Consider the following 23,759-nt stretch of genomic DNA (forward strand, 5'->3'; position numbering starts at 1 on the left):
CGTCCGTCTCCAGGCACCACCCCGACTTAGGACTTACTCGTCTAGCGCACACGCCCTGCCGGCGAAAACCAGTGTCCGTACCCCGGGCTGGAGGGAAACATGGCGCCATGCGCGCCTGGCCCAACCCCGACTCCGGCGAAGTCCCCAGCCCGAGCGTGGTCGCCGCCTGGGTGACGCTTGGCCTCATCGCGACCGAACGGATCCCGCTGTGGGCGGCCCACTGGCTTGTCCTGGGTCACGACGGGGACAGTCTCGCGGCCCTGGCCGGTGTGAGCGGGATGGACCCGCACGAGGTCCACGACCTGCTGCCCGCCGCCCTCGCCAACTGCGGCGCGCCGATCCCGAACTCGGTGACCGCCGCGGCGGAGGTGGTTTTCGTCAGGCTCGCCGGGCTGCTCGCGGAGAACCGCGTCGGCGAGCGGTGGGTGCTGGACAGCGTCATCGAGATCCTCCGAGCGTCGGGCTGGGAGGTCGGCGTCATCGAGCTTCCGCTCGGCCAGATCTTCGACCTGTCGGACGAGTGGGGTTCGGACTGGGGCCGGCCACGGCACGAGCTCGAACAGGAGATCCGGGATGCGTGCGAGCTCCAGCTCGCCCCCGCTGGAAGGCCCTAGGGTCGAGTCGTGCGCTTCCTCGACGACCGGACACCCGGGTACGACCTGACCTACGACGACGTCTTCCTCGTGCCGAACCGCTCAGCGGTGGCGTCGCGGTTCGACGTCGACCTCGCCACCGTGGACGGGACCGGCGCGACCGTGCCCGTGGTGGTGGCGAACATGACCGCGGTCGCCGGCCGGCGGATGGCCGAGACCGTGGCCCGCCGGGGCGGGCTGGTGGTGCTGCCCCAGGACGTCGACCCGGCCGTGGTGGGCGACATCGTGCGCTGGGTGAAGTCCCGGCACACGGTCTGGGACACCCCGCTGGTGCTGACCCCGGGCGACTCGGTCGCCGACGCGCTGAACCTGCTGCCCAAGCGGGCACACGGCGCGGTGGTCGTCGTGGACGGGGACGGGCAGCCGGTCGGGGTCGTCGAGGAGGCCGCCTGCCAGGACGTCGACCGGTTCACCCGGCTGGCGGACGTGGCCACCGAGGAGCTGGTCACCGTCCCGCTGGACACGCCGCCGCGGGAGGTGTTCGACCGGCTGCACGGGCGCGCCGCCCGGCTCGCGCTTGGCCTGGACGGGGCTGGCCGGCTCGCCGGGGTGCTCACCGAGGTCGGCGCGCTGCGGGCCGAGCTGTACCGGCCGGCCGTCGACGCGTCGGGCCGGCTGCGGGTGGCCGCGGCGCTCGGCGTGAACGGCGACGTGGCCGGCAAGGCCGAGGCGCTGCTCGCCGCGGAGGTCGACACCCTGGTCGTGGACACCGCGCACGGCCACCAGGAGAAGATGCTGGCCGCGCTGAAGGCGATGCGCGCGACCGACCCGTCGCTGCCGGTGGTGGCCGGGAACGTGGTCACCGCGGAAGGCGTGCGCGACCTGGTCGGGGCGGGCGCGGACGTGGTCAAGGTCGGCGTCGGCCCGGGCGCGATGTGCACCACCCGGATGATGACCGGGGTGGGCCGGCCGCAGTTCTCCGCCGTTCTCGAGTGCGCCGCCGCGGCCCGCGAGCTGGGCGCACACGTCTGGGCCGACGGCGGTGTGCGGCACCCGAGGGACGTGGCCCTCGCCCTGGCCGCCGGCGCGTCGACGGTGATGGTCGGGTCCTGGTTCGCCGGCACCTACGAGTCCCCCGGCGACCTCCAGCGCGACGAGCAGGGCCAGCTGTACAAGGAGTCGTTCGGCATGGCGTCCAAGCGCGCGGTCTCGGCCCGCACCCGGGCCGACGGGGCGTTCGACCGCGCCCGCAAGGCGCTGTTCGAGGAGGGCATCTCGACCTCGAGGATGCGCCTGGACCCGACCGCGCCGAGCGTGGAGGACCTGCTCGACTCGATCTGCTCGGGTCTCCGCTCGGCCTGCACCTACGCCGGCGCGACCACGCTCGAGGAGTTCCACGCCAGAGCGGTCGTCGGTACCCAGTCCGCGTCCGGCTTCGCCGAGGGCGCCCCGCGCCCGCGCGGCTGGTAACCGATCGACAGGGTCAGCTGTTGCCGATCGACAGCGGTGCGCGGCCGTTGATCTTCCTAGCCTCGGCGCCATGCGACAGAGCGTGGAAGTGCCGGACGTCCCGGACGTCAGCGCGGAGCTGTACCTGGAGGTGGTCGCGTTCGCGGCCCGCTCCCCGGCCTGGTTGGGCACGCGGCGGCGGTGCTGACCGAAGGGCTGGTGGTGGTGCTCGCCACCATGGTCGCCGTGCTCTGCTGGCGCGCCCGCCGGGACGGTCCGGCGCTGGCCCGAGCCGCGCTGGCCCCGGCGGCCGCGGCGGTGGCCTACCTGGTCAGCGAGGCGGTGAAGGCAGGCTGGCAGGTCGAGCGCCCGTGCCGCGCGCTGGGTGAGGTGGCCACCGTCGTGTCCTGCCCGGCGGTGGGCGACTGGTCGTTCCCCAGCAACCACGCGACTGTCGTGGGCGCGTTGGCCGTGGGGATCCTCTGGTCGACCCGGCGACTGGGAGCGGCGGCGGTGGCGCTGGCCCTGCTCGCCGCGGCGTCCCGGGTGTTCGTCGGGGCCCACTACCCGCACGACGTCCTGGCCGGGCTGCTGCTCGGCGCGGCGGTGGCACTCCCGCTGCCCCTGCTGGCCAGGGCGGTCACCCCGCTGGCGCAGCGGGTCGGCAGCCGCAGCTGATCGCGGTCGCGAGGACGTGCGGCCCCAGTAACTCGCCGCCCGGTCGGGGCATCGAAGGACTCCCCCGTGCCGCGTCGCCTGGACGCCCACCCCCGACCCCGGGGATTGGTCCCGGAGGATGACGGCATGCAGATCGCCTGGCTCGTGGTCGGGTACGCCGTGCTCGGCGCCGCGGTGGTGGGCGCCCGGCGGTGGCCGGACGCCGCCCTGGTGGTGGCCGTCGCGACGTGGGCGGCGGGTTCGGTCGGCTCGGTCGGGGTGTGGCTGGCCGGCGGGGTCGCCCTGGTCGCCTACCTCGCCGGCCGCCACGCCGCCGATCGCGGCTCCGGCCCGGTCGTGCTGGTGCTCGGCGCGGCCACGACGACGGCTACGGCCCTGCCGACGGCGGGCGGTGACGCGGCGGTCGCGGCGCTGGCGGGAGTCGGCGTGCTCGCGCTCGTGCCCTGGTCGACGGGCCGGTTCCGGTCGCGGTACGCCCAGCTGGCAGCGGCCGGGTGGGACCAGGCCGAGCGGATGGAGCTGGCGGCGGACCGGGCCCGCGGCCGCGAGCGGGTCCGACTGGCCGCCGAGATGCATGACCTGATCGGCCATGAGCTGGCCAACGCGGCGCTGCGGGTGGGCGCGCTGGAGCTCACCCTGGCCGGGCCGGACCGGGAGACGGCCAAAGCCGCGCGGACGAGCGTGACCGCGGCCGCCGAGCGGCTGGCAGACACGGTCCGCGTACTGCGCGCCGAGTCGAGCGCGCTGCCGGAGCCGACCGTGGAGGAGTCCGTCGCCGCGGCCCGCCAGGCCGGCCTGGCCGTGACCCTGCGCACGACGGGTGAACAGAGCGAGGACCCGGTGATCACCCGAACCGTCCGTCGCGTCCTACGTGAAGCCGTGACCAACGCGCTCAAACACGCCCCCACGAGCCCGCTCACCATCGCCCTCACGAACGACGAAACCGGCACCCACCTGAACGTGACCAGCGAAAACGGGCTTTCCCGCGCGTTACCCATCCCCCACCCGTTCCCGGGGGCGTCCCGCCTTGCCAGCGTATCGGGTGGGGGTGGGGGTGTGGGGGGTCGCGGCTCGAACTGTGGATGGCCGGAGCAGTTGTGGACAACCGCGGCTGGTGGGCACGGGTTGGTGGGGTTGGCGGAGCGGGTCGGGCTCGTCGGGGGGCGGTTCGAGGCGGGGCCGGTGGTCGGGGGCGGATTCGCGGTGGTCGCGCACCTGCCGCGCCGGCCCGCGGTACCGGCGTCGACGGCGGCGAGCCGGGCGGTGGCGGAGCGCGGGGTGCGGCGGAGCGGGCGGCGGGCGGTGGTCGTCGCGACCGCGGTCGCGATCGGGGTGGTGGGGGCGGTGGTCGGATACGTGGTGTTCGACGCGGCCTCCTCGCGGCTCACGCCCGCCGAGTTCGAGCGGTTGCGGGTGGGGCAGCGGGTGGAGACCGCGCACCTGCCCGGCCGGACCCGCACCGACGACAGCGGCGGCTGCCGGCACTACAGCGTGGCGGTCAACCCGTTTGCCGAGCGCGGGGACGACCTCTACCGGGTCTGCTTCGCCGACGGGCGGCTCGTCGGCAAGGCGCTGGTGGAGCGTTGAGAGGATGCCGCCGTGATCCGTGTGGTGCTCGCCGATGACGAGGGCGTCGTCCGGGTGGGTGTGCGGGCGGTGCTCGCCACCGCCGGGGACATCGAGATCGTGGGTGAGTGCGGGACCGGGCGGGAGGCCGTCGACCTGGTGCTCGCCCACCGGCCGGACGTCGCGGTGCTCGACGTGCGGATGCCGCAGCTCGACGGGCTGGGCGCGGCGGCTCGGATCCGGCCCACCGGAACCGGGGTGCTCGTCCTGACGACGTTCGCCGACGACGCGACGATCTCCCGGGCGCTCGGCGAGGGGGCGGGCGGGTTCGTGCTCAAGACCGGGGACCCGCAGGAGATCATCGCGGGGGTGCGGGCGGTGGCCGGCGGTGGCGCCTACCTCTCACCGCTGGTGGCGCGGCGGGTGCTCGACCACCTCTCGGGTACGGGGCCGCGGCTGGAGGTTGGCAACCGGGTCGCGGAGCTCACCGACCGGGAGCGTGAGGTACTGGGGCTCATCGGCGCCGGCCTGTCCAACGGCGAGATAGCGCAAAGGATCCACGTCGTCGAGGGCACGGTGAAGGTCTACGTCAGCACGATCCTGCGGCGGCTCGATGTGCGCAACCGGGTGCAGGCGGCGATCGTCGCCTACGAGGCCGGTCTGATCCCGTAGGGACTCGGGGCCGCGGAACCGCAGCGGCAGGACGATCAACTGGCCGAGCAGGGAGAGCTCGAGCACGAACAGCAGCCGCTGGAACAGGCCGTTGAGCTCCTGCAGCGCCTCCGGCATCACGCCGAGGTGGCTGGTCATGAACAACGCGAGCACCACCGACGTGACGAGCGCGTTCGCGTACAGCGCCCGGCGGTACCGCACCTGATAGGCCACCCCGGTCAGCTGCCGGGCCACCAGCACGACGGCGATCGGCAGGCAGAAGAACACCACGCCGGCGGAGTACCGGTGGATCTGCGCCGACGTCGACAGGGACTCGCCCAGGTCCGTGGGGAACACCGCGGCCAGCAACGAACCGAGCACCGCGAGCGCGAGCGCCAGCCGCAGCACCCCGCGGCCCAGCAGGTGGATCCGGGCCAGGCCGGCCATCGCGCCGATCCCCGCGACGCACATGCACAACACCGCCGCGCCGAACATCCAGCCGATCTCGGGCACGAACACGTAGTCCGACATCGTCGTGTCGAGCACGCTCATCCGCTCCCAGGCGGTGACCGTCAGGTTCGTCATGAACAGCAGGGAGCAGACGATCCCGGCGAGGCCGAGCCGCACGGCGAAAACCGACGGCCGCGGCCCGACGACGGCGGCTCCACGAGGCGGGGACAGCACGAGGTTGGTCACAACTAGACGCTCTCGTGCGAGCAGCCCCCGAACCATCCGGGAAACTCCCGAAATGCCTCGGGGGCTACCCCTACCTCACCCTCAGGACAGGTGCTCCTCCAGCATCTCGGTCACCAGCGCCGCGATCGGGGAGCGCTCGGAACGGGTCAGGGTCACGTGCGCGAACAGCGGGTGCCCCTTCAGCTTCTCGATCACCGCGGCGATGCCGTCGTGCCGGCCGACCCGCAGGTTGTCGCGCTGCGCCACGTCGTGGGTGAGCACCACCCGCGACCCGGTGCCCAGTCGGGACAGGACGGTCAGCAGGACGTTGCGCTCGAGCGACTGGGCCTCGTCGACGATCACGAACGTGTCGTGCAGCGAACGGCCGCGGATGTGCGTCAGCGGCAGCACCTCGAGCATGCCGCGGTCGAGCACCTCGTCGATCACGGCCTTGCTCACCAGGGCGCCGAGGGTGTCGAACACCGCCTGCGCCCACGGCTGCATCTTCTCGCTCTCCGAACCCGGCAGGTAGCCGAGCTCCTGACCGCCGACCGCGTACACCGGGCGGAAGACGACGACCTTGCGGTGCAGGTTGCGCTCCATCACCGCCTCGAGGCCCGCGCACAACGCGAGCGCCGACTTGCCCGTGCCGGCCCGCCCACCGAGCGAGACGATGCCGACCTCCTGGTCGAGCAGCAGGTCGAGCGCGACACGCTGCTCGGCGGACCGGCCGTGCAGCCCGAAGGCCTCGCGGTCGCCCCGGACCAGGGCGATCTGCTTGTCCTTGGTGATGCGTCCGAGCGCGCTCGCCGAGGCCGAGAGCAGCCGCAGCCCCGTGTTGCACGGGAGGTCGCCGACCTCGATCGAGTGCGTCGCCGGCTCGACCTCGCCGTCCCGGTACAGCGCGTCGAGTGCCTCGGCGGAGACCTCGAGGTCGGCCATCCCGGTCCACCCTGAGGGGGTGACCTCCTGAGCCCGGTACTCGTCGGCGTCGAGGCCGACCGAGGCCGCCTTGATCCGCAGCGGGATGTCCTTGGTGACCAGCGCGACGCCCTCGGTGTGCGACGCCATGTTCAGCGCGCAGGCGAGGATTCGGGCGTCGTTGGAGTCGGTCCGGAAACCAGCCGGCAGCACGGTCTGGTCGGAGTGGTTCAGTTCCACGTGCAGGGTGCCGCCGTGCGGCCCGATGGGGATCGGCCGGTCGAGCCGACCGTGACGTTCTCGCAGGTCGTCCAGCAGGCGGAGAGCCTCCCTGGCGAACCAGCCAAGCTCGGGGTGGTGCCGCTTGCCCTCCAGCTCACCGATGACGACCAGCGGCAGGACGACGGCGTGCTCGGCGAACCGGGTCACCGCCCACGGATCGGAGAGAAGCACGGAGGTGTCGAGAACATAGGTACGGCGAAGCTCACCCGGGCCTCCAGAGGAACGCGAAGCGGTCACGGCTACTCCTGCGCGAACGCGACACCCACGTCCGCTCCTCGTAGGGCCAGGCACCCACCCAGGCTGGGCGATCAGGTCAGCGTCTCGACCTCCTCGACGCCGACCGCGTCGCCCACGAGGGCCGGGTGCCGGCCCTCTCGATCGTTGCTATCACGACCTGGGCCTCCCGGGACGGGCCGCGTGGGCACGACCCGTTCACTTCGGACGCTACCCAAGGTCCGTCCCACCGGACAGGGAACGGCACGGGTGATTTTCATTTCGTGACGCACGTGCAGATGCACGCCAATGGAGGTTGCGTCACCCGAAATGATTACTCAACGTGGCGTTAACGCGGCGTTCAGGATCCGAACCGTCGGTGCCGAATGGCGTAGTCGCGCAGGGCGCGGAGGAAGTCGGTGCGCCGGAAGTCGGGCCAGTAGGCCTCGCAGAACCAGAACTCGGAGTGCGCCGACTGCCAGAGCAGGAACCCGGACAGCCGCTGCTCGCCGGAGGTGCGGATGACGAGGTCGGGGTCGGGCTGACCGGAGGTGTAGAGGTGTTCGGCGATGTGGTCGACGTCGAGCACCTCGACCAGCTCCTCGATCGTGCTGCCCTTCTCGGCGTGCTGCTGGAGCAGCTTGCGGACGGCGTCCGCGATCTCCCGCCGGCCGCCGTAGCCGACCGCGATGTTGACCTCCATGCCGGTCCGGCCCAGGGTGCGCTGGGCCGCGGAGGACAGCCGCGCGGAGGTCTCCTCGGGAAGAATGTCGAGCGCGCCGATGATCCGCAGCCGCCAGGCGTTGCCCTCCCCAGCCAGCTCCTCGACCACGTCGGAGATGACCTCGAGCAGCGGGGCCAGCTCCTCCTGCGGGCGGGTGACGTTGTCGGTGGACAGCAGCCAGAGCGTGACCAGCTCGACGTCGGACTCGCGGCACCAGCTCAGCAGGTCGAGGATCCGCCGCGCGCCGGCCCGGTGCCCGTCGACGACGTCGGTGAAGCCGGCCTCGCGGGCCCATCTCCGGTTGCCGTCCAGCACCACGCCGACGTGGCGGGGGTGGCGCCCGGCCGCCTGCTGCATCAGCCGCCGGTCGTACAGGCCGTAGACGAGCCGGGATGCCTTCTTGCGGATGCGCCGCCACCGAGGACTCACGTTCCCGCAGAGTACGCCAGGGGAGCAGACTGGGCTCATGCAGCGAACCGAGATCGACCCGCGGTGGCAGGACCTCGAGGTCATCGAGCGGCTCGTGCGCGAGGCGCGGACCGTCGCGGTCGTCGGGCTGTCCGCGGACCCGGGCCGGCCCAGCTTCGGTGTGGCGCGTTACCTGGCGCGGAGCGGGCTGCGGATCCTCCCGGTGAACCCGGGCCTGCGCGAGTGGCAGGGCGTGCCGGCGTACCCGTCGGTGTCGGCGCTGCCGGAGCCGGTGGACATCGTGGACGTGTTCCGGCGGCCGGAACACGTGCCGGCGATCGCCCGGGAGGCGGTGGCGCTGGGCGCCGGCGCGCTGTGGATGCAGCTCGGCGTGCTCTCCGCGGAGGGCGCCCGGATCGCCGACGAGGGCGGCCTGGACGTGGTGATGGACCGGTGCCTCGCCGTGGAGCACCGGGAGGTGGTCGGCTGGTCGTGATCCTCTTCACGCTGGGGGCACAACCTACGGTCCCGTAACCTTGGTGGCGTGTCCTCCGCGATCGTGAACGAACCCCGGCCGGTCAAGCCGCGGATGCGCGGCGTGATCCACTACTGGTCCTTCCTGGTGTCGGTGGTCGCCGGCGCCACCCTGGTCACGGTGGCCGCGTCGACCGTGTCCGCGACAGCCGCCCTGGCGACGGCCATCTACGTCGCGACCGTGCTCGGCCTGTTCGGCGTGAGCGCGCTCTACCACCGGCGCTGGTGGTCCTCCACCCGCGTGCACGCGTGGATGAAGCGGCTCGACCACTCGATGATCTTCCTCTTCATCGCCGGAACGTACACCCCGTTCTCCCTGCTCGCGATGCCCAAGCCGACGGGCTACGTGGTGCTGTCGGTGGTGTGGGGCGGGGCCGTGCTCGGGGTGGCGCTCAAGCTGCTCTGGCCGCACGCGCCGAGGTGGCTGGGAACCCCGATCTACATCGCGCTCGGCTGGGTGGCGGTGTTCGTGCTGCCGGAACTGCTGGCACAGGCGGGCGTGGCGGCGTTCGTACTCCTGCTGGTCGGCGGACTGTTCTACACCCTCGGCGCGGTCTTCTACGCCACCCGCTGGCCGGACCCGTGGCCGCACGTCTTCGGCCACCACGAGTTCTTCCACGCCGCGACCGTGCTGGCCGCGCTCTCCCACTACATCGCCATCTGGCTGGCGATGTTCGCCTAGCCGCGGTTCGCGCGTCGGTGGTCACCTGACGCGCGCTGGTTCCACTCGTACAGGAGGCGCCGCGCCTCCTTGGTGTCGAGCAGCCGAAGGCTACGTTCAGCGCAGGTGCGGAACAACTCGTCGTCGGCGTCGAGCTGCGCGGCAAGCACCGGCAGTGCCGTGTCCGACCGAGCCTCACCGATCAGCTCCAGCAGCCAATAGCGCAGCCCGTGGTCATCACGCTCCGCGTGGAACGCCTCGATCAACTCGTCGACGTGCTCGTGCGCCACTGGCCGCAGCAGGTTGAAACCGTCCTCCCGACGCTGCGGATCATGGCGCCGCATCAACCACATGGCCTCGCGGAAGGTACGGCTCATGGCCCCAGCCTAGGAGCCTGGAACGCCACGCGGACCCGATTGTCGACGGGCCCCGGGTCAGAGGTTGCCCCGGCGCTCCTGCTCCCGTTCGATGGCCTCGCAGGTAACCGTCCTCGTCGCGGTCCACCAGGATGCGCTGCTCCTTGAGCACCTCGATCGGCACCCGGACCTCGCCGATGCGGGCTCGCAGCTCGGGGTCGTCGTAGGCGGGCGTGGCGCTCTCCCACTACATCGCCATCTGGCTGGCGATGTTCGCCTAGCCACCCAGCTGGTCGAGGGGCAGGACGGTACAGCCGCGCAGCTCGCGAAGCAGGTTCGTCGCGCAGACCCAACGGATGGCCGGGTCGTCGAAGGCCACCATCGCCTCGCCCAGTGGCGGGGTACCGCGCCGCCCAGATAGCGACCCCCTCGCACTCCGACGAGCGGGAACTCCCGCGCGCGGAACGCGACGGCGGCTCCGGACAGCGCGGGGCACCTCCCCAGCGACAGCCGAAGGCAGGGCAGGCATACCGGCGGCTCGGTGACGGCCATCCCCTCCGGCCAGCCCGGCCAGTCGTCCCGGTAGTCGACGACCAGCCAGAGCACCCCCTCGTCGGTGCGGTCGGCCGGTCCGGCACATACCAGCGAACCGGCGGCGGGCGCCACCAACCCGGACAAAATGTCCGGGTCACCGGATGGTGTCAGGTCTCGACGGCCGCGAGGACGGCGTTGATGATCGAGCGCCACGGCAGGTCTCTGCCGGGTTCGGAGCGCGGCTCGTGGAGGGGCCAGACGTCGTCTCCGGTGAGCAGGTGGACGCCGGCGCCCCGCAGCGCGGCCAGGTGGCTCTCCCAGGCCGGCTGCCTGGCGTGCGCCGCGTTGATGCGGGGGAACACGACGACCGGCACCGTGCCCAGGCCAATCGCCTCGCACACCTGGGTAAGGGCCTGGTTGTCGGCCAGACCGAGCGCGAGCTTCGCGACCGTGTTCGAGGTCGCCGGTACCACGGCGTGGCAGTCCACCGGTGGATGCGGCCTCTCCTCGCCGGGCAGCCGCGGCTTCCACCGCACCGGGAGGCCGGTGGCCTGCTCGATCCGCTCGATGTCACCGGTCGCCGCGAGCCAGGTGGCGGCGGTCGGAGTGAGTGTCACGGCCACGCGCCAGCCGCGTTGTCGGAGTGGCTCGACCAGCTCCGGCAGGAGCCGCTCCACGCCACCGGCGGCCGAGCCGACCAGGCCAAGGACCGGTGCCATCAGCTCTCGTCCACCGCGCGGCACCGCTGCGCCAGCGCGAGCAGCAGTGCGGACCTGCGACCGCCGGTGACGGGCGCGCGGCGGTAGAGGGTGCGTACGACCTCCCGGGCGAGTGCCGAGTGCCGGACGAGCTGGGGGGACTTCTCCTCCGCGGACCACAGCACCTGTAGGGCGTCGTCGTCCCTGGCCAGCAGGCTCAGGGCACGGGCGTAGTCGATCAGGTGCACGACCTGACGCTCGACCGGCAGCGAGCCGGTGTCGACCCGACCGGCCTGCTCCACGACCAGTGGGACGTCGCCCAGGTCGAGGCTGGCGGAGATCCGGTGCAGTGCGACGTTGGTGGGACCGAAGCCCGTCGCCCAGTGGTTCGCGTCGGTGCCGAGCGTGTGAGCCGCCGTTTCGGCCTTGGCGAGCAGCTCGTTCGTCAGGCTCCGATCCTGTTGGCGGGCCGCGGCGATGGCCGAGCGGAGATGGAGCATGCCGTAGAGGCTGAGGGCGGCGGGATCGCCGTCCTTCATTCGCGGCGCCAGCCAACCGGCGGCGGCGGTGCCGAGCCGCAGGGCGTCCTCGAACCGACCGACGGCGAGAAGCGCGTGGGTGGCCGAGCGTGCGGCGGAGGCCAGGACCAGGGGATCGTCAGCGATATCCGCGGCCTGCATCGCCCGCTCGGCGGCGATCCAGCCGAGGTCAGCCTCGCCGATCTTCGCCAGCGTCGTCGCGGCCAGGTGGTGGACGCGGGCGGACACCGCGGCGCACCGGCGCCGGTAGGGCCGGTCGCCTCCGGCCGCCTCCATGCGCTGGGCCGTCTCGATCAAGCGGGGTAGCGCGGCCACGACCCGCCCGATCCGCCCGCCCTGGTAGTCCGTGAAGGCGTTCTCAGCCCAGCTGGCGACCGGCGCCGGATCCACGTACTCGGACTCGACCCCGGCGAACAACGTCCTGGACAAGCGCCGGGGAGCCATCAGCGCGTCCCGGACGGCGGGGACGTCGTCACCACGGTGCTCGTCCTCGAGCAGCGTCGGCTGGCCGAGCAGGTCGGTGAGGGTGACGCGTTCGCCGATGGTCAACGGGTCCCCGGCGCCGCGCATGTGCCGAGGCTAGCGCGGTGCCGGGGGTCCGGGTCAGAGGTTGCCCCGGCGCTCCTGCTCCCGCTCGATGGCCTCGAACAGCGCCTTGAAGTTGCCCTTGCCGAACCCCAACGACCCGTGCCGCTCGATCAGCTCGTAGAACACCGTGGGGCGGTCGCCGACGGGCTGGGTGAAGATCTGCAGCAGGTAACCGTCCTCGTCGCGGTCCACGAGGATGCGGTGCTCCTTGAGCACCTCGATCGGCACCCGGACCTCGCCGATGCGGGCTCGCAGCTCGGGGTCGTCGTAGTAGGAGTCCGGGGTGTCCAGGAACTCGACGCCGGCCTCGCGCATGGCGGCGACGGTGCTGATGATGTCGTTGGTCGCCAGCGCGATGTGCTGGCAGCCCGCTCCCTCGTAGTACTCGAGGTACTCGTCGATCTGGGACTTCCGCTTGGCGATGGCCGGCTCGTTGAGCGGGAACTTCACCCGGTGGTTGCCGTTCGAGACGACCTTGCTCATCAGGGCCGAGTAGTCCGTGGCGATGTCGTCGCCGATGAACTCCGCCATGTTCACGAAGCCCATCACCCGGTTGTAGAAGTCCACCCAGTAGTCCATGCGGCCCAGCTCGACGTTGCCCACGCAGTGGTCGACCGCCTGGAACAAACGCTTGCGCGCGGGCACCGACGACTCCTTGGCCACATAGCCGGGCAGGTAGGGACCCGTGTAGCGGGAGCGGTCGACCAGCGTGTGGCGGGTCTCGCCGTAGGTCGCGATGGCGGCGCGGCGGATGGTGCCGTGCTCGTCGGAGACGTCGTTGGGCTCCTCGAGCACGGTCGCGCCCTGTGCCCGCGCGTGCTCGATGCAGCGGTCGACGTCGGCGACCTCGAGGGCGAGGTCGACCACGCCGTCGCCGTGCCTGCGGTGGTGGTCGTGCAGCGGGCTGGTCGGCGCGACGCCGCCGTTGACGACGAAGCGGGCCGAACCGGACTTGAGCACGAACGACTTGTGGTCGCGGTTGCCCGTCTCCGGGCCGGAGTACGCGACGAGCCGCATGCCGAACGCGAGCTGGTAGAACCACGCGGTCTGGGTCGCGTTCCCCACGGTGAACACGACAGCGTCCATCGCGCGGACGGGGAACGGGTCCTTCGACTCGTCGTGTTCCACGAGCCCGACGAGCTGGCGCAGCTGGTCGAAGCTCACGTCGTCGAGTTGCCTGTTCTGGCCGAGGGTGCCGGTCATCGGGTTCCTCCCTGCTTGCGGTATCCGCAGGATCCGGCTGCTCGGCAGTCTGCGCAACTGTCCCCGACTTCACTGGTCAGACTGACCAGCAATCGCCGGGAAGTGAGGTGCAGGATGAGGCATTCTGTCGAGGTGAGTGAACTCGATGCGCTGGATGCGCGCCTGCTGCTCCTGCTGTCCGACGAACCTCGTATCGGGGTGCTCGAGTGCTCGCGGCGCCTCGGCGTCGCCCGCGGCACCGTCCAGGCCCGGATGGACCGCCTCGAGCAGCGGGGCGTGCTACGCGGCTTCCCGCCCGAGGTCGACCTGGCGGCGATCGGCTACGGCCTGACGGCGTTCGCCGTGCTGGAGATCTCCCAGGGGAGACGGGCGGAGGTCGCCGAGCGGCTGGCAGCGATCGACGAGGTGTGCGAGGTACACGCGACAACCGGTGAGGGTGATCTGCTGGTGCGCATGGTGGCGCGGTCGAACGCCGACCTCCAGCGGGTCATCGACGAGGTCGTCGACGTGCACTGGGTCCGCAGAACCGCCACGTCGATCGCGCTGTCGACTCCGGTCCCACCGAGAATTCGCCCACTGCTGGAGCGGGTCGCCGACGCCCGCGCCTGAGGACAGGCGAAACAGAGTGCGCCCAGTATGCGAAACGGGCCCATTCCTCATGGGAAACAGGCCCGTTTCGCACGCCGTTGACGCGGGAAATTCCCGCCGTTATCCCGCGTAGGGCACAGCCTTGACCAGGGTCACCTTCTGCGTGCTGCCGTTGGGCAGTTCGTACGAGCGGGTTTCGCCCTCCTTGGCCCCCAACAGCGCCTTGCCCAGCGGTGACTCCGGCGAGTAGACCTCGATGGCCCCCTCGGCTCCTTCCTCGCGGGTGGCGAGCAGGAACTTCTCGGTCTCGTTGTCGCCCTCGTACCGGATGGTCAGGACCTTGCCGGGCTCGGCCAGCCCGTCGTTGGCCGGCGCCTCGCCGACCTTCGCATTGCGCAGCAGTTCCTGCAGGTGGCGGATCCGCGCCTCGGCCTGGCCCTGCTCCTCGCGCGCCGCATGGTAGCCGCCGTTCTCCTTGAGGTCCCCCTCCTCGCGGCTAGCGTTGATCTTCGCGGCGATAACCGGGCGATTGTCAACGAGCTCGTCAAGCTCCTGCTTGAGCCGGTTGTAGGCCTCCTGGGTCAGCCAGGTCACCTGTGTGTCGCTCACGGTCACCAACTCCTCGTCATACTTCCGAACCCGCGGATTCGGGCCGGTAGTTCCGGGGCGGCGGCGAACACCCCGAACGGAAAAACACGGCCCCCCTGGGACCGTGCAGGTAAGACAGACTATCACGAATACGGAGCTGGCCTTGTCCGATTTGCCTGGTTCTCTCCAGCCGCCTGACCTAGTTCACCCTGATGGCCGCAGCGTCGTGGACAGGTATGCCGGGACCTGATAAGAGCAGCCGAAGACGTTCGCGGTGACCGGCTCCTCCGTGCTCCGGACGACGGTCGTGACCAGCATCGACGTCGGACCTGGCGGAACGAGGACCTCCTTGCGCCCGCCCTCGCTGCCGTCGAGCACCCGGACCCGCACGATGCACACCGCGGGCCGCGACGGGTCGTCCCGGCTGATCTCGAAGGTGAAGCGCATGGCGTTGTCCGGCAGGTTCTCGAAGCGCGTCTGCTGGGTCTCGATGGGGGCGGTGCCGAGGTTGACGTACCCGACCCAGGCGACGACGCCACCGAACAGGATCGCGAGCACCGAGAGAAGCAAGTAGGTTCTGCGCGAGGTCGGCCGCGGCCGGGTGCCGTAGCGCTGCTCCAGCTTGGCTCTGGTCGGGGTGGTCATGCTGGGCCTCCACCCGATTGTCGGTCCTGCCGGGAACAATGCACCCGAACGACGTGGTTCGTACAACCAGGTCGAGTATCCGGCAGACGCACGGGGTGTTCTGTCCGGGGTGAGCGCTGGAGGACGAGGGGATCATGGCGGAGAAGCTGCGGCTGATGACGGTGCACGCGCACCCGGACGACGAGTCCAGCAAGGGTGCGGCCACCATGGTCAAGTACGTGACCGAGGGTCACGAGGTGATGGTCGTGACCTGCACCGGCGGCGAACGGGGCGACATCCTCAACCCCGCCATGGATCGCCCCGAGGTGCTCGAGAACATGAACGAGTACCGCCGCAAGGAGATGGCCCGCGCCGTCGAGATCCTGGGCGTCTCGCACCGCTGGCTCGGCTTCGTCGACTCCGGTCTCCCCGAGGGCGACCCGCTCCCGCCGCTGCCCGAGGGCTGCTTCGCCCTCGTGCCGCTCGAGGAGTCGGTGCCCCCGCTGGTCAAGCTCATGCGCGAGTTCAAGCCGCACGTAGTGATCACCTACGACGAGAACGGCGGGTACCCGCACCCCGACCACATCCGCTGCCACGAGGTCTCGGTAGCGGCCTTCGACGCCGCGGGCGACCCGGACCTGTACCCCGAGTCCGGCGAGCCGTGGACCCCGCTGAAGCTGTACTACTCGCACGGCTTCTCCCGCACCCGCATGCAGGCGATGCACGACGCGCTGCTCGCCCGGGGCATGGAGTCGCCGTACACCGAGTGGCTGGAGAAGTGGGACTCCTCGCGGGGCGATGTCGCCGCCCGCGTCACCACCCGGGTGGAATGTGCGGAATACTTCGAGAAGAGGGACGCCGCACTGCTCGCCCACGCCACCCAGATCGACCCGAACAGCCGGTGGTTCGCCGTGCCGCTCGAGGTGCAGCGGGACGTCTGGCCGTTCGAGGAGTACGAGCTCGTGCGGTCCCTGGTGGACACGACGTTACCGGAGGACGACCTGTTCTCCGGGATCAGCGAGAAGGTGCATGCATGACACTGCTCGGGCATGACCAGGGCGCCGTCACGGTGTCCCTGGTCGCCCAGCCGCCCACCACGGAGGAGGACCCGGGCGGCCGGGGCGAGGACTTCGGCAAGTCGTCCCCGGTCGCGTTGCTGGTGCTGCTGCTGTTCTTCGTCGCCGTCGCCTTGCTCGTCCGGTCGATGACCAAGCACCTCAAGCGCATCCCCGAGAGTTTCGACCCGCCCGAGGAGAAGGCCGGCGAGGACCAGGCGTCAACGCCCTCGGGGAAGGACTCGGCGGAGGACACCCCCAAGAGCTGAGCGACGCGCCTTCGACCGTCCCCGCCGCGGTTTGAGAGGGTGGGGCCATGGCGAACCAGCTGGCCGACGCGACGAGCCCGTACCTGCTGCAGCACGCCGACAACCCGGTGGACTGGCGGCCGTGGTCGGAGGAGGCGTTCGCCGAGGCCCGGCGGCGCGACGTGCCGGTGCTGCTCTCGGTCGGCTACGCGGCCTGCCACTGGTGCCACGTCATGGCACACGAGTCCTTCGAGGACGACGGCACCGCCGAGATGATGAACGCCTGGTTCGTCAACATCAAGGTGGACCGCGAGGAGCGCCCCGACGTCGACGCGGTGTACATGACCGCCACCCAGGCGATGACCGGCCACGGCGGCTGGCCGATGACCTGTTTCCTGACCCCGGACGGCGCACCGTTCCACTGCGGTACCTACTACCCGCCGCTGCCGCGACCGGGGATGCCCTCGTTCGGTCAGGTTCTGCGGGCCGTGCACGACGCCTGGACCTCCCGCGACGCCGACGTCCGCGAGGCCGGCGGCCGCATCGTCGACGAGCTGGCCAAGCAGACCGCCGCTCTCCCCCCGGCCGTGGTGGACGCCGAGGTGCTGGCCGGCGCGGCGGCGGCGATGCTGCCCGAGTACGACCGCGAGCACGGCGGGTTCGGCACCGAACCGAAGTTCCCACCCTCGATGGTGCTGGAGTTCCTGCTGCGCCACCACGAGCGCACCGGCTCGGTCGAGGCGTTGTCGATGGTGCGGGGAACGGCCGACGCGATGGCCGACGGCGGCATCAACGACCAGCTCGACGGCGGTTTCGCGCGGTACAGCGTCGACGCGGGCTGGGTGGTGCCGCACTTCGAGAAGATGCTCTACGACAACGCCCTGTTGCTGCGGCTCTACGCCCACCTCGCGGTGCGCACGCGCTCCCCGCGGCACCGGGAGGTCGCCGCTCAGACCGCCGAGTTCCTGCTCCGGCGCCTGCGCACCCCCGAAGGCGGTTTCGCCGCCTCGCTGGACGCGGACACCGAGGGTGTCGAGGGCCTGACCTACGCCTGGACCCCCGCCCAGCTCCGCGAGGTGGTGGGGGCCGACGACGGGGCCTGGGCCGCGGAGCTGCTCGGCGTCACCGAGGCCGGCACGTTCGAGCACGGCACGTCGACCCTGCGGATGCTGCGCGAGCCGGAGGTCCCGGCCCGCTGGGCGCGGGTGCGGGAGGCGCTGCTGGCGGCCCGCGACCGCCGTCCCCAGCCAGGGCGCGACGACAAGGTCGTGACGGCGTGGAACGGCCTGGCGATCGGCGCGCTCGCCTATGCCGGGACCGCCCTGGGCGAGCCGAGGTGGGTGGCGGCCGCCGCCGGGGCGGCGGAGCTGGTGACCTCGCTGCACCTGGTGGACGGCCGCCTGCGCCGGGCGTCCAGGGACGGCGTGGCCGGCGAGGCCGCCGGGGTGCTCGAGGACTACGGCTGCCTCGCCGAGGGACTGCTCGCGCTGCACCAGGCCACCGCGGAGGCGCGCTGGCTCGAGGTCGCGACGACGCTGCTGGACGTCGCGCTGGACCACTTCGCCGACCGGGAGAACGACGGGGCCTTCCACGACACCGCCGACGACGCCGCGGCGCTGGTGTGGCGTCCCTCCGACCCGAGCGACAACGCGAGTCCGTCCGGCGCGTCGGCGACCGCCTCGGCCCTGCTCACGGCGTCGGCGCTGGTCGGCCCGGAGCGCGCGGGGACCTACCGGGAACGGTGCGAGGCGGCCGTCGCCCGGGCCGGCGTGCTCGCCCAGCGGGCGCCGCGGTTCGGCGGCCACTGGCTCTCGGTGGCCGAGGCGCTGGCCGCCGGCCCGCTGCAGGTGGCCGTCGTCGGCGAGGAGACCGACGACCGGTTCACGGCCCTGGTCGACGCCGCGATCCGGCACGCGCCGGGCGGAGCGGTGGTCCAGGCCGGAGCGCCGGGGGCGACGCCGCTGCTGGCCGACCGCCCGCTGGTGGACGGCCGACCGGCGGCCTACGTGTGCCACGGCTACGTCTGCGACCGCCCGGTCACCGAGGTCGCCGACCTGCTGGCCGCCCTCGCCTGAGCCGCACCCTGCTCGTCCACCCGCAGTGAACATCCTGGCGATGACGCCTGCGCGCAGTAAGCTGAGTATCGATGTAATCATGTAAGTCAGCCGTACGGAGGCTGCCATGTTCGGACAATGCGGGGTGGATGAGCAGATGGGACCGAGAGGACACCGGTGGGGTCCCGGTCGCGGCTGGGGCGGGCCGGGTGGCCGGGGCCGGGGTCGCGGCGGGTGGCAGCAGGCGGACCTGCCGTCGGCGGACGACGCGTCGGCGTGGTTCAGCGGACGGCTGCCCGACGGCTGGTTCACCGAGCCGCCGATGGTGGTCGTGGACCGCGAGGAGATCACGGTGGTGGGCCAGCTCCCGCCGCTGGAGGGCGAGTTCGCCGACGAGGCGGCCAGGTCGGCCGCCGAGTCCGGCCGGATCAGCCGCTTTCGCGAGGAGACGCGGGAGGAGCGGATCGAGATCGCCCGGCAGGCCGAGCACCGCTACGGCCGCAAGGTGGCGTGGGGCGCACGCCTCGGTGAGACCGAGGAGCTGTTCACGACGCTGTCGGTGCCGGTGATGACGAGGCTGCGGCAGGAGGAGCGGCTGATCCTGGACACCCTGGTGGACGCGGGGGTGGCCCGCTCCCGTTCCGAGGCCCTCGCCTGGGCGGTCCGCCTGGTCGGCGAGCACGCCGAGGAGTGGCTGACCGAGCTCCGCTCGGCCATGTCGAAGGTGGACGACCTGCGGGCCAAGGGGCCGGAGCTCTAGGCGTTCGACAACGCGGGCTCCGCACCGCCAGGAGCGCGAAACCGCCGTGCGGGGCGCCGGCTCACCTCCGGCGCTCCGCACGCTCGCTCACCTCCCGGTAGCCGGGCGGCGGCATCGGTAGTCGAAGCGGATCGACGCCTGTGGCCGCGCATTTTTCCGGGGACGGGTATTCTCGGCCTCACACAGCGTGGATGGGGTTGCAGCGATGGCCGTGGGGTCTCGAGTTGCGGGTGTGCTTCCGCTGGCCGGCGCGTCGGTGGCAGCGGTGGCGTTGGCGGGGGTCGCGGTGTTCACCGTGCACCAGGCGGGGTGCGGCGACCCGGGCCGTTACGTGCAGCACGACGACGGGCAGGTCGAGCTGGTCGACAGCTGTATCGACCCCGCCCGCCTGCCGAACCCCGACAAGTACCAGAACACGCCGGAGCCGGCCGAGCCCGCGATCAACGAGCTGGCCGGCGACGACCGGGTGGTTCAGGCGCCCTGAGCGGCGCCGACGGTCACGACAGAGCCTCCAGCAGGTCACCGACCAGGTCGGTGCCGTCCTCGATGCCCACCGAGAGCCGTACGACGTCCCCGGACACCTGCAGCGGCGAGCCCGTCGTGCTGGCGTGGGTCATCCGGCCCGGGTGCTCGATCAGCGACTCGACGCCGCCCAGCGACTCGCCCAGGATGAACAGCTTCGTGCGGCTGACGACCTCGAGGGCCGCCTCCTCGCCGCCGGCCACGGCGAACGACACCATCCCGCCGAACCGGCGCATCTGCTTCGCGGCGATCTCGTGGCCGGGGTGGTCCGGCAGCCCGGGGTAGTAGACCTTGGTCACCCGGGAGTGCCCGACCAGCGCCTCGACCACGCGCTCGGCGTTGTCGCTGTGCCGCTCCATCCGCAGCGCCAGGGTCTTCGCCCCGCGCATGGTCAGCCAGGCGTCGAACGGGCCGGGTACCGCGCCGACCGCGTTGCGCAGGAAGCCGAACCGCTCGTGCAGCTCGTCGTCCGAGGTGATCAGCGCGCCGCCGACCACGTCCGAGTGGCCGCCTAGGTACTTCGTCGTCGAGTGCAGCACGACGTCGGCGCCCAGGCCCAGCGGCGACTGGAGGTAGGGCGTGGCGAAGGTGTTGTCGACGACGAGCCGCGCCCCGGAGACCGCCGCGACCTGCGCGAGCGCCGCGATGTCGGCGATACCGAGCAGCGGGTTGGTCGGGGTCTCGCACCAGATGACCCTGGTGTTGGGCTGGACGGCGGCGCGGGCGGCGTCGACGTCGGCCAGGTCGATCGTCGTGTACTCCACGCCCCAGAGCGCGAGCACCTTGTCCAGCAGCCGGAACGTGCCGCCGTAGGCGTCGCCGCCGAGGATGACGTGGTCGCCCGGACGGGCCAGGGACCGCAGGGCGACGTCGGCCGCGGCCATGCCGGACGCGAACGCGAGCCCGTGCCGGCCGCCCTCCAGGGAGGCGAGCGCCTCCTCGAGAGCGGTTCGAGTCGGGTTGGCGGTGCGGGAGTACTCGTACCCGCCCGCCCGCAGTCCACCCACGCCGTCCTGGGCGAAGGTGGACGTGGCGTAGATCGGCACGATGACCGAACCGGTCTGCGGATCAGGCCGCTGACCAGCATGAATAGCACGAGTCTCGAAGCCCCATCGGCTCACGTCGTCCGCCATGGCACCAGGGTACGGCTCAGCACTCGAGATCCCATGATCTGGGAACAGACGGGTGAGCGGGAACAAAGGAGAACGCCGGTGGGCACCTGGCCCACCGGCGTTCTCACAGGTGTTTTTCTCGCGTCACCACTGCTGCGGGGGCTGACCACCCTGCTGCGGGGGCTGGCCGAAGCCGCCCTGCTGCTGGCCGCCGAACCCCTGCTGGGGCGGCTGCTGGCCGAACCCGCCGGACGGAGGGCCGCCGTGGCCCTGCTGGGGCTGACCGAACCCGCCCGAGGGCGGGCCGCCGAAGCCACCGGGACCACCCGAGCCGGCCAGGGAGGAGTCTCCGCCGAGGAACTTCTTGGTCTGCGGGAGGAAGCCCAGTGCTCCGATCGCGCCGGCGATGACACCGGCGACGAGGCCCCAGACGGTGATGTTCGGGGTGTCGGTCAAGCCACCTTCGATGTTGCCGAACAGGATGAGCTCGAACACCGCGAACACGATCATCAGCGCACCAGCCGCCACCAACACCGTGCTGGCGAGCTTGTGCTTGCGGTACACGAGGAACCCGCCGGCGATGGCGGCCAGCCCGCCGAGCAGGACCCCGATCGTGCACAGCCAGAGCAGGCCGGGCGCCGGCAGCCCGGCGGTGTCTATGACCTCCGCGGGATAGCTGTTGTACACCTCGGAGTAGTCGCTGATGTCGCCGAAGTCGACCAGCGCGAAGATCACCGCCAGCAGGCCGAACAGGGCCGCCAGGCCGGCCAGACCCCAGGCGGCCATCTGGGTGTTCTGACCCTGCCCGCCGAAGTTCGGACCCGAACCGAGGCCCTGCTGCTGGGCGAAACCGCCGGACGGCGGCTGCTGACCGAACCCGCCCGGAGGCTGCTGGCCGAACCCCGCGGGGGGCTGGTGGCCGGAGTAGGGAGCGGGCGGGCCGTAGCCGGGCGGTGGCTGCTGGCCGAACCCACCCTGCTGCCCGTAGCCGCCGGGTGGCTGCTGACCGGGGAAGCCCCCGGACTGCGGACCGGCGTCAGCCCCGGGCGGCGGGGCGTAGGGCGGCTGCTGGGGAGGCAGCGAGCCGGGCGGGACCATCTGCGTGGCGCCGGCGTCCTGACCGTGTTGCTGGCCGAACTGGCCGGGGCCCACGACCTGCGTCGCACCCGAGTCCGCGCCGCCGGAGTGCTGGCCGGGGTGGATCGCCTGCGTGCGCTCCACTCCGTCGGCGCCGGTCTGGGAGCCCTGGTTCTGCGGCGAGTCCTGGTGGGACGGCCGCCCGGACTGGTGCTCGCCTTCCCCGTGCTGCGATGGCTGGCCGCCCTGCCATGGCTGGTTCGGCGGCTGCGGAGAGCTCATCGGGTTCCAACCCCTCTTCGACTTTGTCAAGTGCGTTCGGGGCAACGCTAGTCCATTGGGTGGCGACCTGCCGGAAAGGCTCCGCCGTAACCTGCTCAGGACCGTCCGGCGAGGAAGCCGAGCAGGTCCTGACGGGTGACGACGCCCGCGGGCTTGCCGTCCATCAGCACCAGCGCGCCGTCGGCGGTGGACAGCGCCTCCATCGCCGCCGTCACCTGCTCACCGGCACCGATCGTGGGCAGCGGCGGCGACATGTGCATGGCGAGCCGGTCGGCCAGCGCGGCCTTGCCGGTGAACAACGCCTCCAGCAGGTCCCGCTCGTTCACCGCGCCGACGACCTCGGCCGCCATCACCGGGGGCTCGGCGTTGACCACCGGCATCTGGCTCACGGCGAACTCGCGCAGGTAGGCGACGGCGTCGGCGACGGTCTCGGTGGGGTGCGCATGCACGAGCGCGGGCATGGCCCCACCGGTGCCCTTGCGGCGCAGCACGTCCCCCACCGTCGCGCCCGAGTGCTCGGGCGGGAGGAACCCGTAGGAGGCCATCCAGTCGTCGTTGAACACCTTGGTCAGGTAGCCGCGGCCACCGTCCGGGAGGAGCACGACGACCAGGTCGTCCGGGCCCAGCCGACGCGCCAGCCGGATGGCGGCGGCCGCCGCCATCCCGCAGGATCCGCCGGTCAGCAGGCCCTCCTCGCGAGCCAGCCGGCGGGTGTACTCGAACGACTCGCGGTCGGACACGGGGATGATCTCGTCGGCGACGTCCCGGTCGTAGGTCTGCGGCCAGAAGTCCTCGCCGACCCCCTCGACCAGGTACGGGCGGCCACTGCCGCCGGAGTACACGGAGCCCTCGGGGTCGGCGCCGATGATCTTCACCCGACCGTCGGACACCTCCTTGAGGTAGCGGCCGGTGCCGGAGATCGTGCCGCCGGTGCCGACGCCGGTGACGAAGTGGGTGATCCGCCCGTCGGTCTGCCGCCAGATCTCCGGGCCCGTCGAGTGGTAGTGGCTCTCCGGGTTGTTCGGGTTGGCGTACTGGTTGGGCTTCCAGGCGTTCTCGATCTCGGTGACCAGCCGGTCGGAGACGTTGTAGTAGGAGTCGGGGTGCTCCGGCGGGACGGCGGTCGGGCACACCACCACCTGAGCGCCGTAGGCCTTGAGCGCGTTGCGCTTGTCCTCGCTGACCTTGTCCGGGCACACGAACACGCAGCGGTACCCCTTGCGCTGGGCGACGATGGCGAGCCCGACACCGGTGTTGCCGCTGGTGGGCTCCACGATCACCCCGCCGGGGCGGAGCTGGCCGGAGGCCTCGGCGGCCTCCACCATCCGCAGCGCGATCCGGTCCTTGACGCTGCCCCCCGGGTTGAAGTACTCGACCTTCGCGAGGACCGTCGCGGACACCCCCTCGGCCAGCGAGTTGAGCTTGACCAGCGGCGTGTTGCCGACCAGGTCGATCACATGCTCGACGTACTCCACCTGTGCTCCTTATTCACCGGACGTGCCTCCGCACGTCGCGAGCGTAACCCCGTCGCTCTAGCACGAGACCATCAGTCGTGCCCAGCCCGCTCGAGATGACC

The 23,759-nt window shown here is 71.7% G+C and carries 24 protein-coding genes and 1 pseudogene; 13 read left to right on the forward strand and 12 right to left on the reverse strand.

All coding sequences use genetic code 11. The features are described from left to right. Positions 1-107 precede the first annotated feature (107 nt). The 5 genes from BU204_RS33490 (at position 108) to BU204_RS33510 (ending at position 4,958) form a co-directional block, all read left to right on the forward strand. Complete coding sequence (locus BU204_RS33490; protein WP_075129820.1) at positions 108-614, forward strand: hypothetical protein; 507 nt, start codon at positions 108-110, stop codon at positions 612-614. A gap of 9 nt (positions 615-623) precedes the next feature. Further along, positions 624-2,063 (forward strand): GuaB1 family IMP dehydrogenase-related protein, encoded by a 1,440-nt coding sequence (locus BU204_RS33495; protein WP_075129821.1) that lies wholly within the window; start codon positions 624-626, stop codon positions 2,061-2,063. A 180-nt stretch (positions 2,064-2,243) separates the two neighbouring features. Next, positions 2,244-2,720 carry a phosphatase PAP2 family protein gene (locus BU204_RS33500; RefSeq protein ID WP_143229926.1) on the forward strand — a complete coding sequence of 159 codons (477 nt, stop codon included), beginning with the start codon at positions 2,244-2,246 and terminating at the stop codon, positions 2,718-2,720. Positions 2,721-2,846: 126 nt separating this feature from the next. Beyond that, on the forward strand, positions 2,847-4,307 hold the full coding sequence (locus tag BU204_RS33505; protein WP_075129822.1) for a sensor histidine kinase: 1,461 nt from the start codon (positions 2,847-2,849) through the stop codon (positions 4,305-4,307). A 12-nt stretch (positions 4,308-4,319) separates the two neighbouring features. Beyond that, complete coding sequence (locus tag BU204_RS33510; RefSeq protein ID WP_075129823.1) at positions 4,320-4,958, forward strand: response regulator; 639 nt, start codon at positions 4,320-4,322, stop codon at positions 4,956-4,958. Between the two features lie 57 nt (positions 4,959-5,015). On the opposite strand, the pseudogene BU204_RS41670 reads toward BU204_RS33510, so the two are convergent. The 3 genes and pseudogenes from BU204_RS41670 to BU204_RS33525 form a co-directional block, all read right to left on the reverse strand. Then, positions 5,016-5,669 (reverse strand): annotated as a pseudogene (locus BU204_RS41670) (DUF998 domain-containing protein); the annotation flags it as partial. A gap of 45 nt (positions 5,670-5,714) precedes the next feature. Then, on the reverse strand, positions 5,715-7,052 hold the full coding sequence (locus BU204_RS33520) for a PhoH family protein (RefSeq protein ID WP_075129825.1): 1,338 nt from the start codon (positions 7,050-7,052) through the stop codon (positions 5,715-5,717). Between the two features lie 337 nt (positions 7,053-7,389). Continuing rightward, positions 7,390-8,181 carry an isoprenyl transferase gene (locus BU204_RS33525; RefSeq protein WP_269844680.1) on the reverse strand — a complete coding sequence of 264 codons (792 nt, stop codon included), beginning with the start codon at positions 8,179-8,181 and terminating at the stop codon, positions 7,390-7,392. A gap of 37 nt (positions 8,182-8,218) precedes the next feature. Here BU204_RS33525 and BU204_RS33530 point away from each other — a divergent pair, with 37 nt between their 5' ends. Together BU204_RS33530 and trhA are read left to right on the forward strand one after the other, a co-directional pair. After that, on the forward strand, positions 8,219-8,656 hold the full coding sequence (locus BU204_RS33530) for a CoA-binding protein (RefSeq protein WP_075129827.1): 438 nt from the start codon (positions 8,219-8,221) through the stop codon (positions 8,654-8,656). A 93-nt stretch (positions 8,657-8,749) separates the two neighbouring features. Then, complete coding sequence (gene trhA / locus BU204_RS33535; RefSeq protein ID WP_075129857.1) at positions 8,750-9,376, forward strand: PAQR family membrane homeostasis protein TrhA; 627 nt, start codon at positions 8,750-8,752, stop codon at positions 9,374-9,376. Here the strand turns inward: trhA and BU204_RS33540 are convergent. The 4 genes from BU204_RS33540 to hppD all read right to left on the reverse strand — a co-directional run bounded on the left by BU204_RS33540 (position 9,373) and on the right by hppD (position 13,273). Then, positions 9,373-9,732: a HEAT repeat domain-containing protein gene (locus BU204_RS33540; RefSeq protein ID WP_075129828.1), complete on the reverse strand. Its 360-nt coding sequence runs from the start codon at positions 9,730-9,732 to the stop codon at positions 9,373-9,375. The genes trhA and BU204_RS33540 overlap by 4 nt on opposite strands. A gap of 680 nt (positions 9,733-10,412) precedes the next feature. Further along, complete coding sequence (locus BU204_RS33550; protein WP_075129830.1) at positions 10,413-10,964, reverse strand: flavoprotein; 552 nt, start codon at positions 10,962-10,964, stop codon at positions 10,413-10,415. Then, the gene (locus tag BU204_RS33555; RefSeq protein ID WP_075129831.1) at positions 10,964-12,052 is read right to left on the reverse strand and encodes a transcriptional regulator; all 1,089 of its coding nucleotides are present in this window, start codon (positions 12,050-12,052) and stop codon (positions 10,964-10,966) included. Before BU204_RS33555 ends, BU204_RS33550 begins: the two co-directional genes overlap by 1 nt. Positions 12,053-12,085: 33 nt before the next feature. Then, on the reverse strand, positions 12,086-13,273 hold the full coding sequence (gene hppD, locus BU204_RS33560) for a 4-hydroxyphenylpyruvate dioxygenase (protein ID WP_075129832.1): 1,188 nt from the start codon (positions 13,271-13,273) through the stop codon (positions 12,086-12,088). Positions 13,274-13,387: 114 nt separating this feature from the next. Here hppD and BU204_RS33565 point away from each other — a divergent pair, with 114 nt between their 5' ends. Continuing rightward, the gene (locus BU204_RS33565) at positions 13,388-13,882 is read left to right on the forward strand and encodes an Lrp/AsnC family transcriptional regulator (protein ID WP_075129833.1); all 495 of its coding nucleotides are present in this window, start codon (positions 13,388-13,390) and stop codon (positions 13,880-13,882) included. A gap of 99 nt (positions 13,883-13,981) precedes the next feature. Here the strand turns inward: BU204_RS33565 and greA are convergent, their stop codons facing one another. Next, positions 13,982-14,479, reverse strand: a complete 498-nt coding sequence (gene greA, locus BU204_RS33570) for a transcription elongation factor GreA (RefSeq protein WP_143229928.1) — start codon at positions 14,477-14,479, stop codon at positions 13,982-13,984. 174 nt (positions 14,480-14,653) lie between these two features. After that, complete coding sequence (locus tag BU204_RS33575; RefSeq protein ID WP_075129835.1) at positions 14,654-15,094, reverse strand: DUF4307 domain-containing protein; 441 nt, start codon at positions 15,092-15,094, stop codon at positions 14,654-14,656. Positions 15,095-15,228: 134 nt separating this feature from the next. On the opposite strand from BU204_RS33575, the gene mca reads away from it, so the two are divergent. The 5 genes from mca (at position 15,229) to BU204_RS40975 (ending at position 19,674) form a co-directional block, all read left to right on the forward strand. Then, positions 15,229-16,110: a mycothiol conjugate amidase Mca gene (gene mca, locus BU204_RS33580; RefSeq protein ID WP_075129836.1), complete on the forward strand. Its 882-nt coding sequence runs from the start codon at positions 15,229-15,231 to the stop codon at positions 16,108-16,110. Beyond that, positions 16,107-16,397 carry a hypothetical protein gene (locus BU204_RS33585; RefSeq protein WP_075129837.1) on the forward strand — a complete coding sequence of 97 codons (291 nt, stop codon included), beginning with the start codon at positions 16,107-16,109 and terminating at the stop codon, positions 16,395-16,397. Before mca ends, BU204_RS33585 begins: the two co-directional genes overlap by 4 nt. Before the next feature lie 47 nt (positions 16,398-16,444). Beyond that, positions 16,445-18,451: a thioredoxin domain-containing protein gene (locus BU204_RS33590; RefSeq protein WP_075129838.1), complete on the forward strand. Its 2,007-nt coding sequence runs from the start codon at positions 16,445-16,447 to the stop codon at positions 18,449-18,451. A 136-nt stretch (positions 18,452-18,587) separates the two neighbouring features. Next, positions 18,588-19,190, forward strand: coding sequence for a hypothetical protein (locus BU204_RS33595; RefSeq protein ID WP_075129839.1), 603 nt, complete (start codon positions 18,588-18,590; stop codon positions 19,188-19,190). 232 nt (positions 19,191-19,422) lie between these two features. Then, positions 19,423-19,674: a hypothetical protein gene (locus BU204_RS40975; protein ID WP_198943084.1), complete on the forward strand. Its 252-nt coding sequence runs from the start codon at positions 19,423-19,425 to the stop codon at positions 19,672-19,674. 13 nt (positions 19,675-19,687) lie between these two features. Here the strand turns inward: BU204_RS40975 and BU204_RS33605 are convergent, their stop codons facing one another. From BU204_RS33605 to BU204_RS33615, 3 genes are all read right to left on the reverse strand, one after another. Next, the gene (locus BU204_RS33605; RefSeq protein ID WP_075129841.1) at positions 19,688-20,845 is read right to left on the reverse strand and encodes a cystathionine gamma-synthase; all 1,158 of its coding nucleotides are present in this window, start codon (positions 20,843-20,845) and stop codon (positions 19,688-19,690) included. Between the two features lie 123 nt (positions 20,846-20,968). Then, on the reverse strand, positions 20,969-22,183 hold the full coding sequence (locus BU204_RS33610) for a DUF4064 domain-containing protein (RefSeq protein WP_075129842.1): 1,215 nt from the start codon (positions 22,181-22,183) through the stop codon (positions 20,969-20,971). A 95-nt stretch (positions 22,184-22,278) separates the two neighbouring features. Then, the gene (locus BU204_RS33615; RefSeq protein ID WP_075129843.1) at positions 22,279-23,658 is read right to left on the reverse strand and encodes a cystathionine beta-synthase; all 1,380 of its coding nucleotides are present in this window, start codon (positions 23,656-23,658) and stop codon (positions 22,279-22,281) included. Positions 23,659-23,759: the final 101 nt, after the last annotated feature.

Origin of the sequence: Actinophytocola xanthii (assembly GCF_001921205.1) — a bacterium.
Taxonomy (GTDB): domain Bacteria; phylum Actinomycetota; class Actinomycetes; order Mycobacteriales; family Pseudonocardiaceae; genus Actinophytocola; species Actinophytocola xanthii.

Bases quoted from the DNA above. Each gene is read 5' to 3' on its own strand.
- BU204_RS33490 (WP_075129820.1), top strand. From the start codon at position 108: ATGCGCGCCTGGCCCAACCCCGACTCCGGCGAAGTCCCCAGCCCGAGC.
- BU204_RS33505 (WP_075129822.1), top strand. From the start codon at position 2,847: ATGCAGATCGCCTGGCTCGTGGTCGGGTACGCCGTGCTCGGCGCCGCG.
- BU204_RS33530 (WP_075129827.1), top strand. From the start codon at position 8,219: ATGCAGCGAACCGAGATCGACCCGCGGTGGCAGGACCTCGAGGTCATC.
- trhA (WP_075129857.1), top strand. From the start codon at position 8,750: ATGCGCGGCGTGATCCACTACTGGTCCTTCCTGGTGTCGGTGGTCGCC.
- BU204_RS33540 (WP_075129828.1), bottom strand. From the start codon at position 9,732: ATGAGCCGTACCTTCCGCGAGGCCATGTGGTTGATGCGGCGCCATGAT.
- BU204_RS33550 (WP_075129830.1), bottom strand. From the start codon at position 10,964: ATGGCACCGGTCCTTGGCCTGGTCGGCTCGGCCGCCGGTGGCGTGGAG.
- BU204_RS33555 (WP_075129831.1), bottom strand. From the start codon at position 12,052: ATGCGCGGCGCCGGGGACCCGTTGACCATCGGCGAACGCGTCACCCTC.
- hppD (WP_075129832.1), bottom strand. From the start codon at position 13,273: ATGACCGGCACCCTCGGCCAGAACAGGCAACTCGACGACGTGAGCTTC.
- BU204_RS33565 (WP_075129833.1), top strand. From the start codon at position 13,388: ATGAGGCATTCTGTCGAGGTGAGTGAACTCGATGCGCTGGATGCGCGC.
- BU204_RS33575 (WP_075129835.1), bottom strand. From the start codon at position 15,094: ATGACCACCCCGACCAGAGCCAAGCTGGAGCAGCGCTACGGCACCCGG.
- mca (WP_075129836.1), top strand. From the start codon at position 15,229: ATGGCGGAGAAGCTGCGGCTGATGACGGTGCACGCGCACCCGGACGAC.
- BU204_RS33585 (WP_075129837.1), top strand. From the start codon at position 16,107: ATGACACTGCTCGGGCATGACCAGGGCGCCGTCACGGTGTCCCTGGTC.
- BU204_RS33590 (WP_075129838.1), top strand. From the start codon at position 16,445: ATGGCGAACCAGCTGGCCGACGCGACGAGCCCGTACCTGCTGCAGCAC.
- BU204_RS33595 (WP_075129839.1), top strand. From the start codon at position 18,588: ATGGGACCGAGAGGACACCGGTGGGGTCCCGGTCGCGGCTGGGGCGGG.
- BU204_RS33605 (WP_075129841.1), bottom strand. From the start codon at position 20,845: ATGGCGGACGACGTGAGCCGATGGGGCTTCGAGACTCGTGCTATTCAT.
- BU204_RS33610 (WP_075129842.1), bottom strand. From the start codon at position 22,183: ATGAGCTCTCCGCAGCCGCCGAACCAGCCATGGCAGGGCGGCCAGCCA.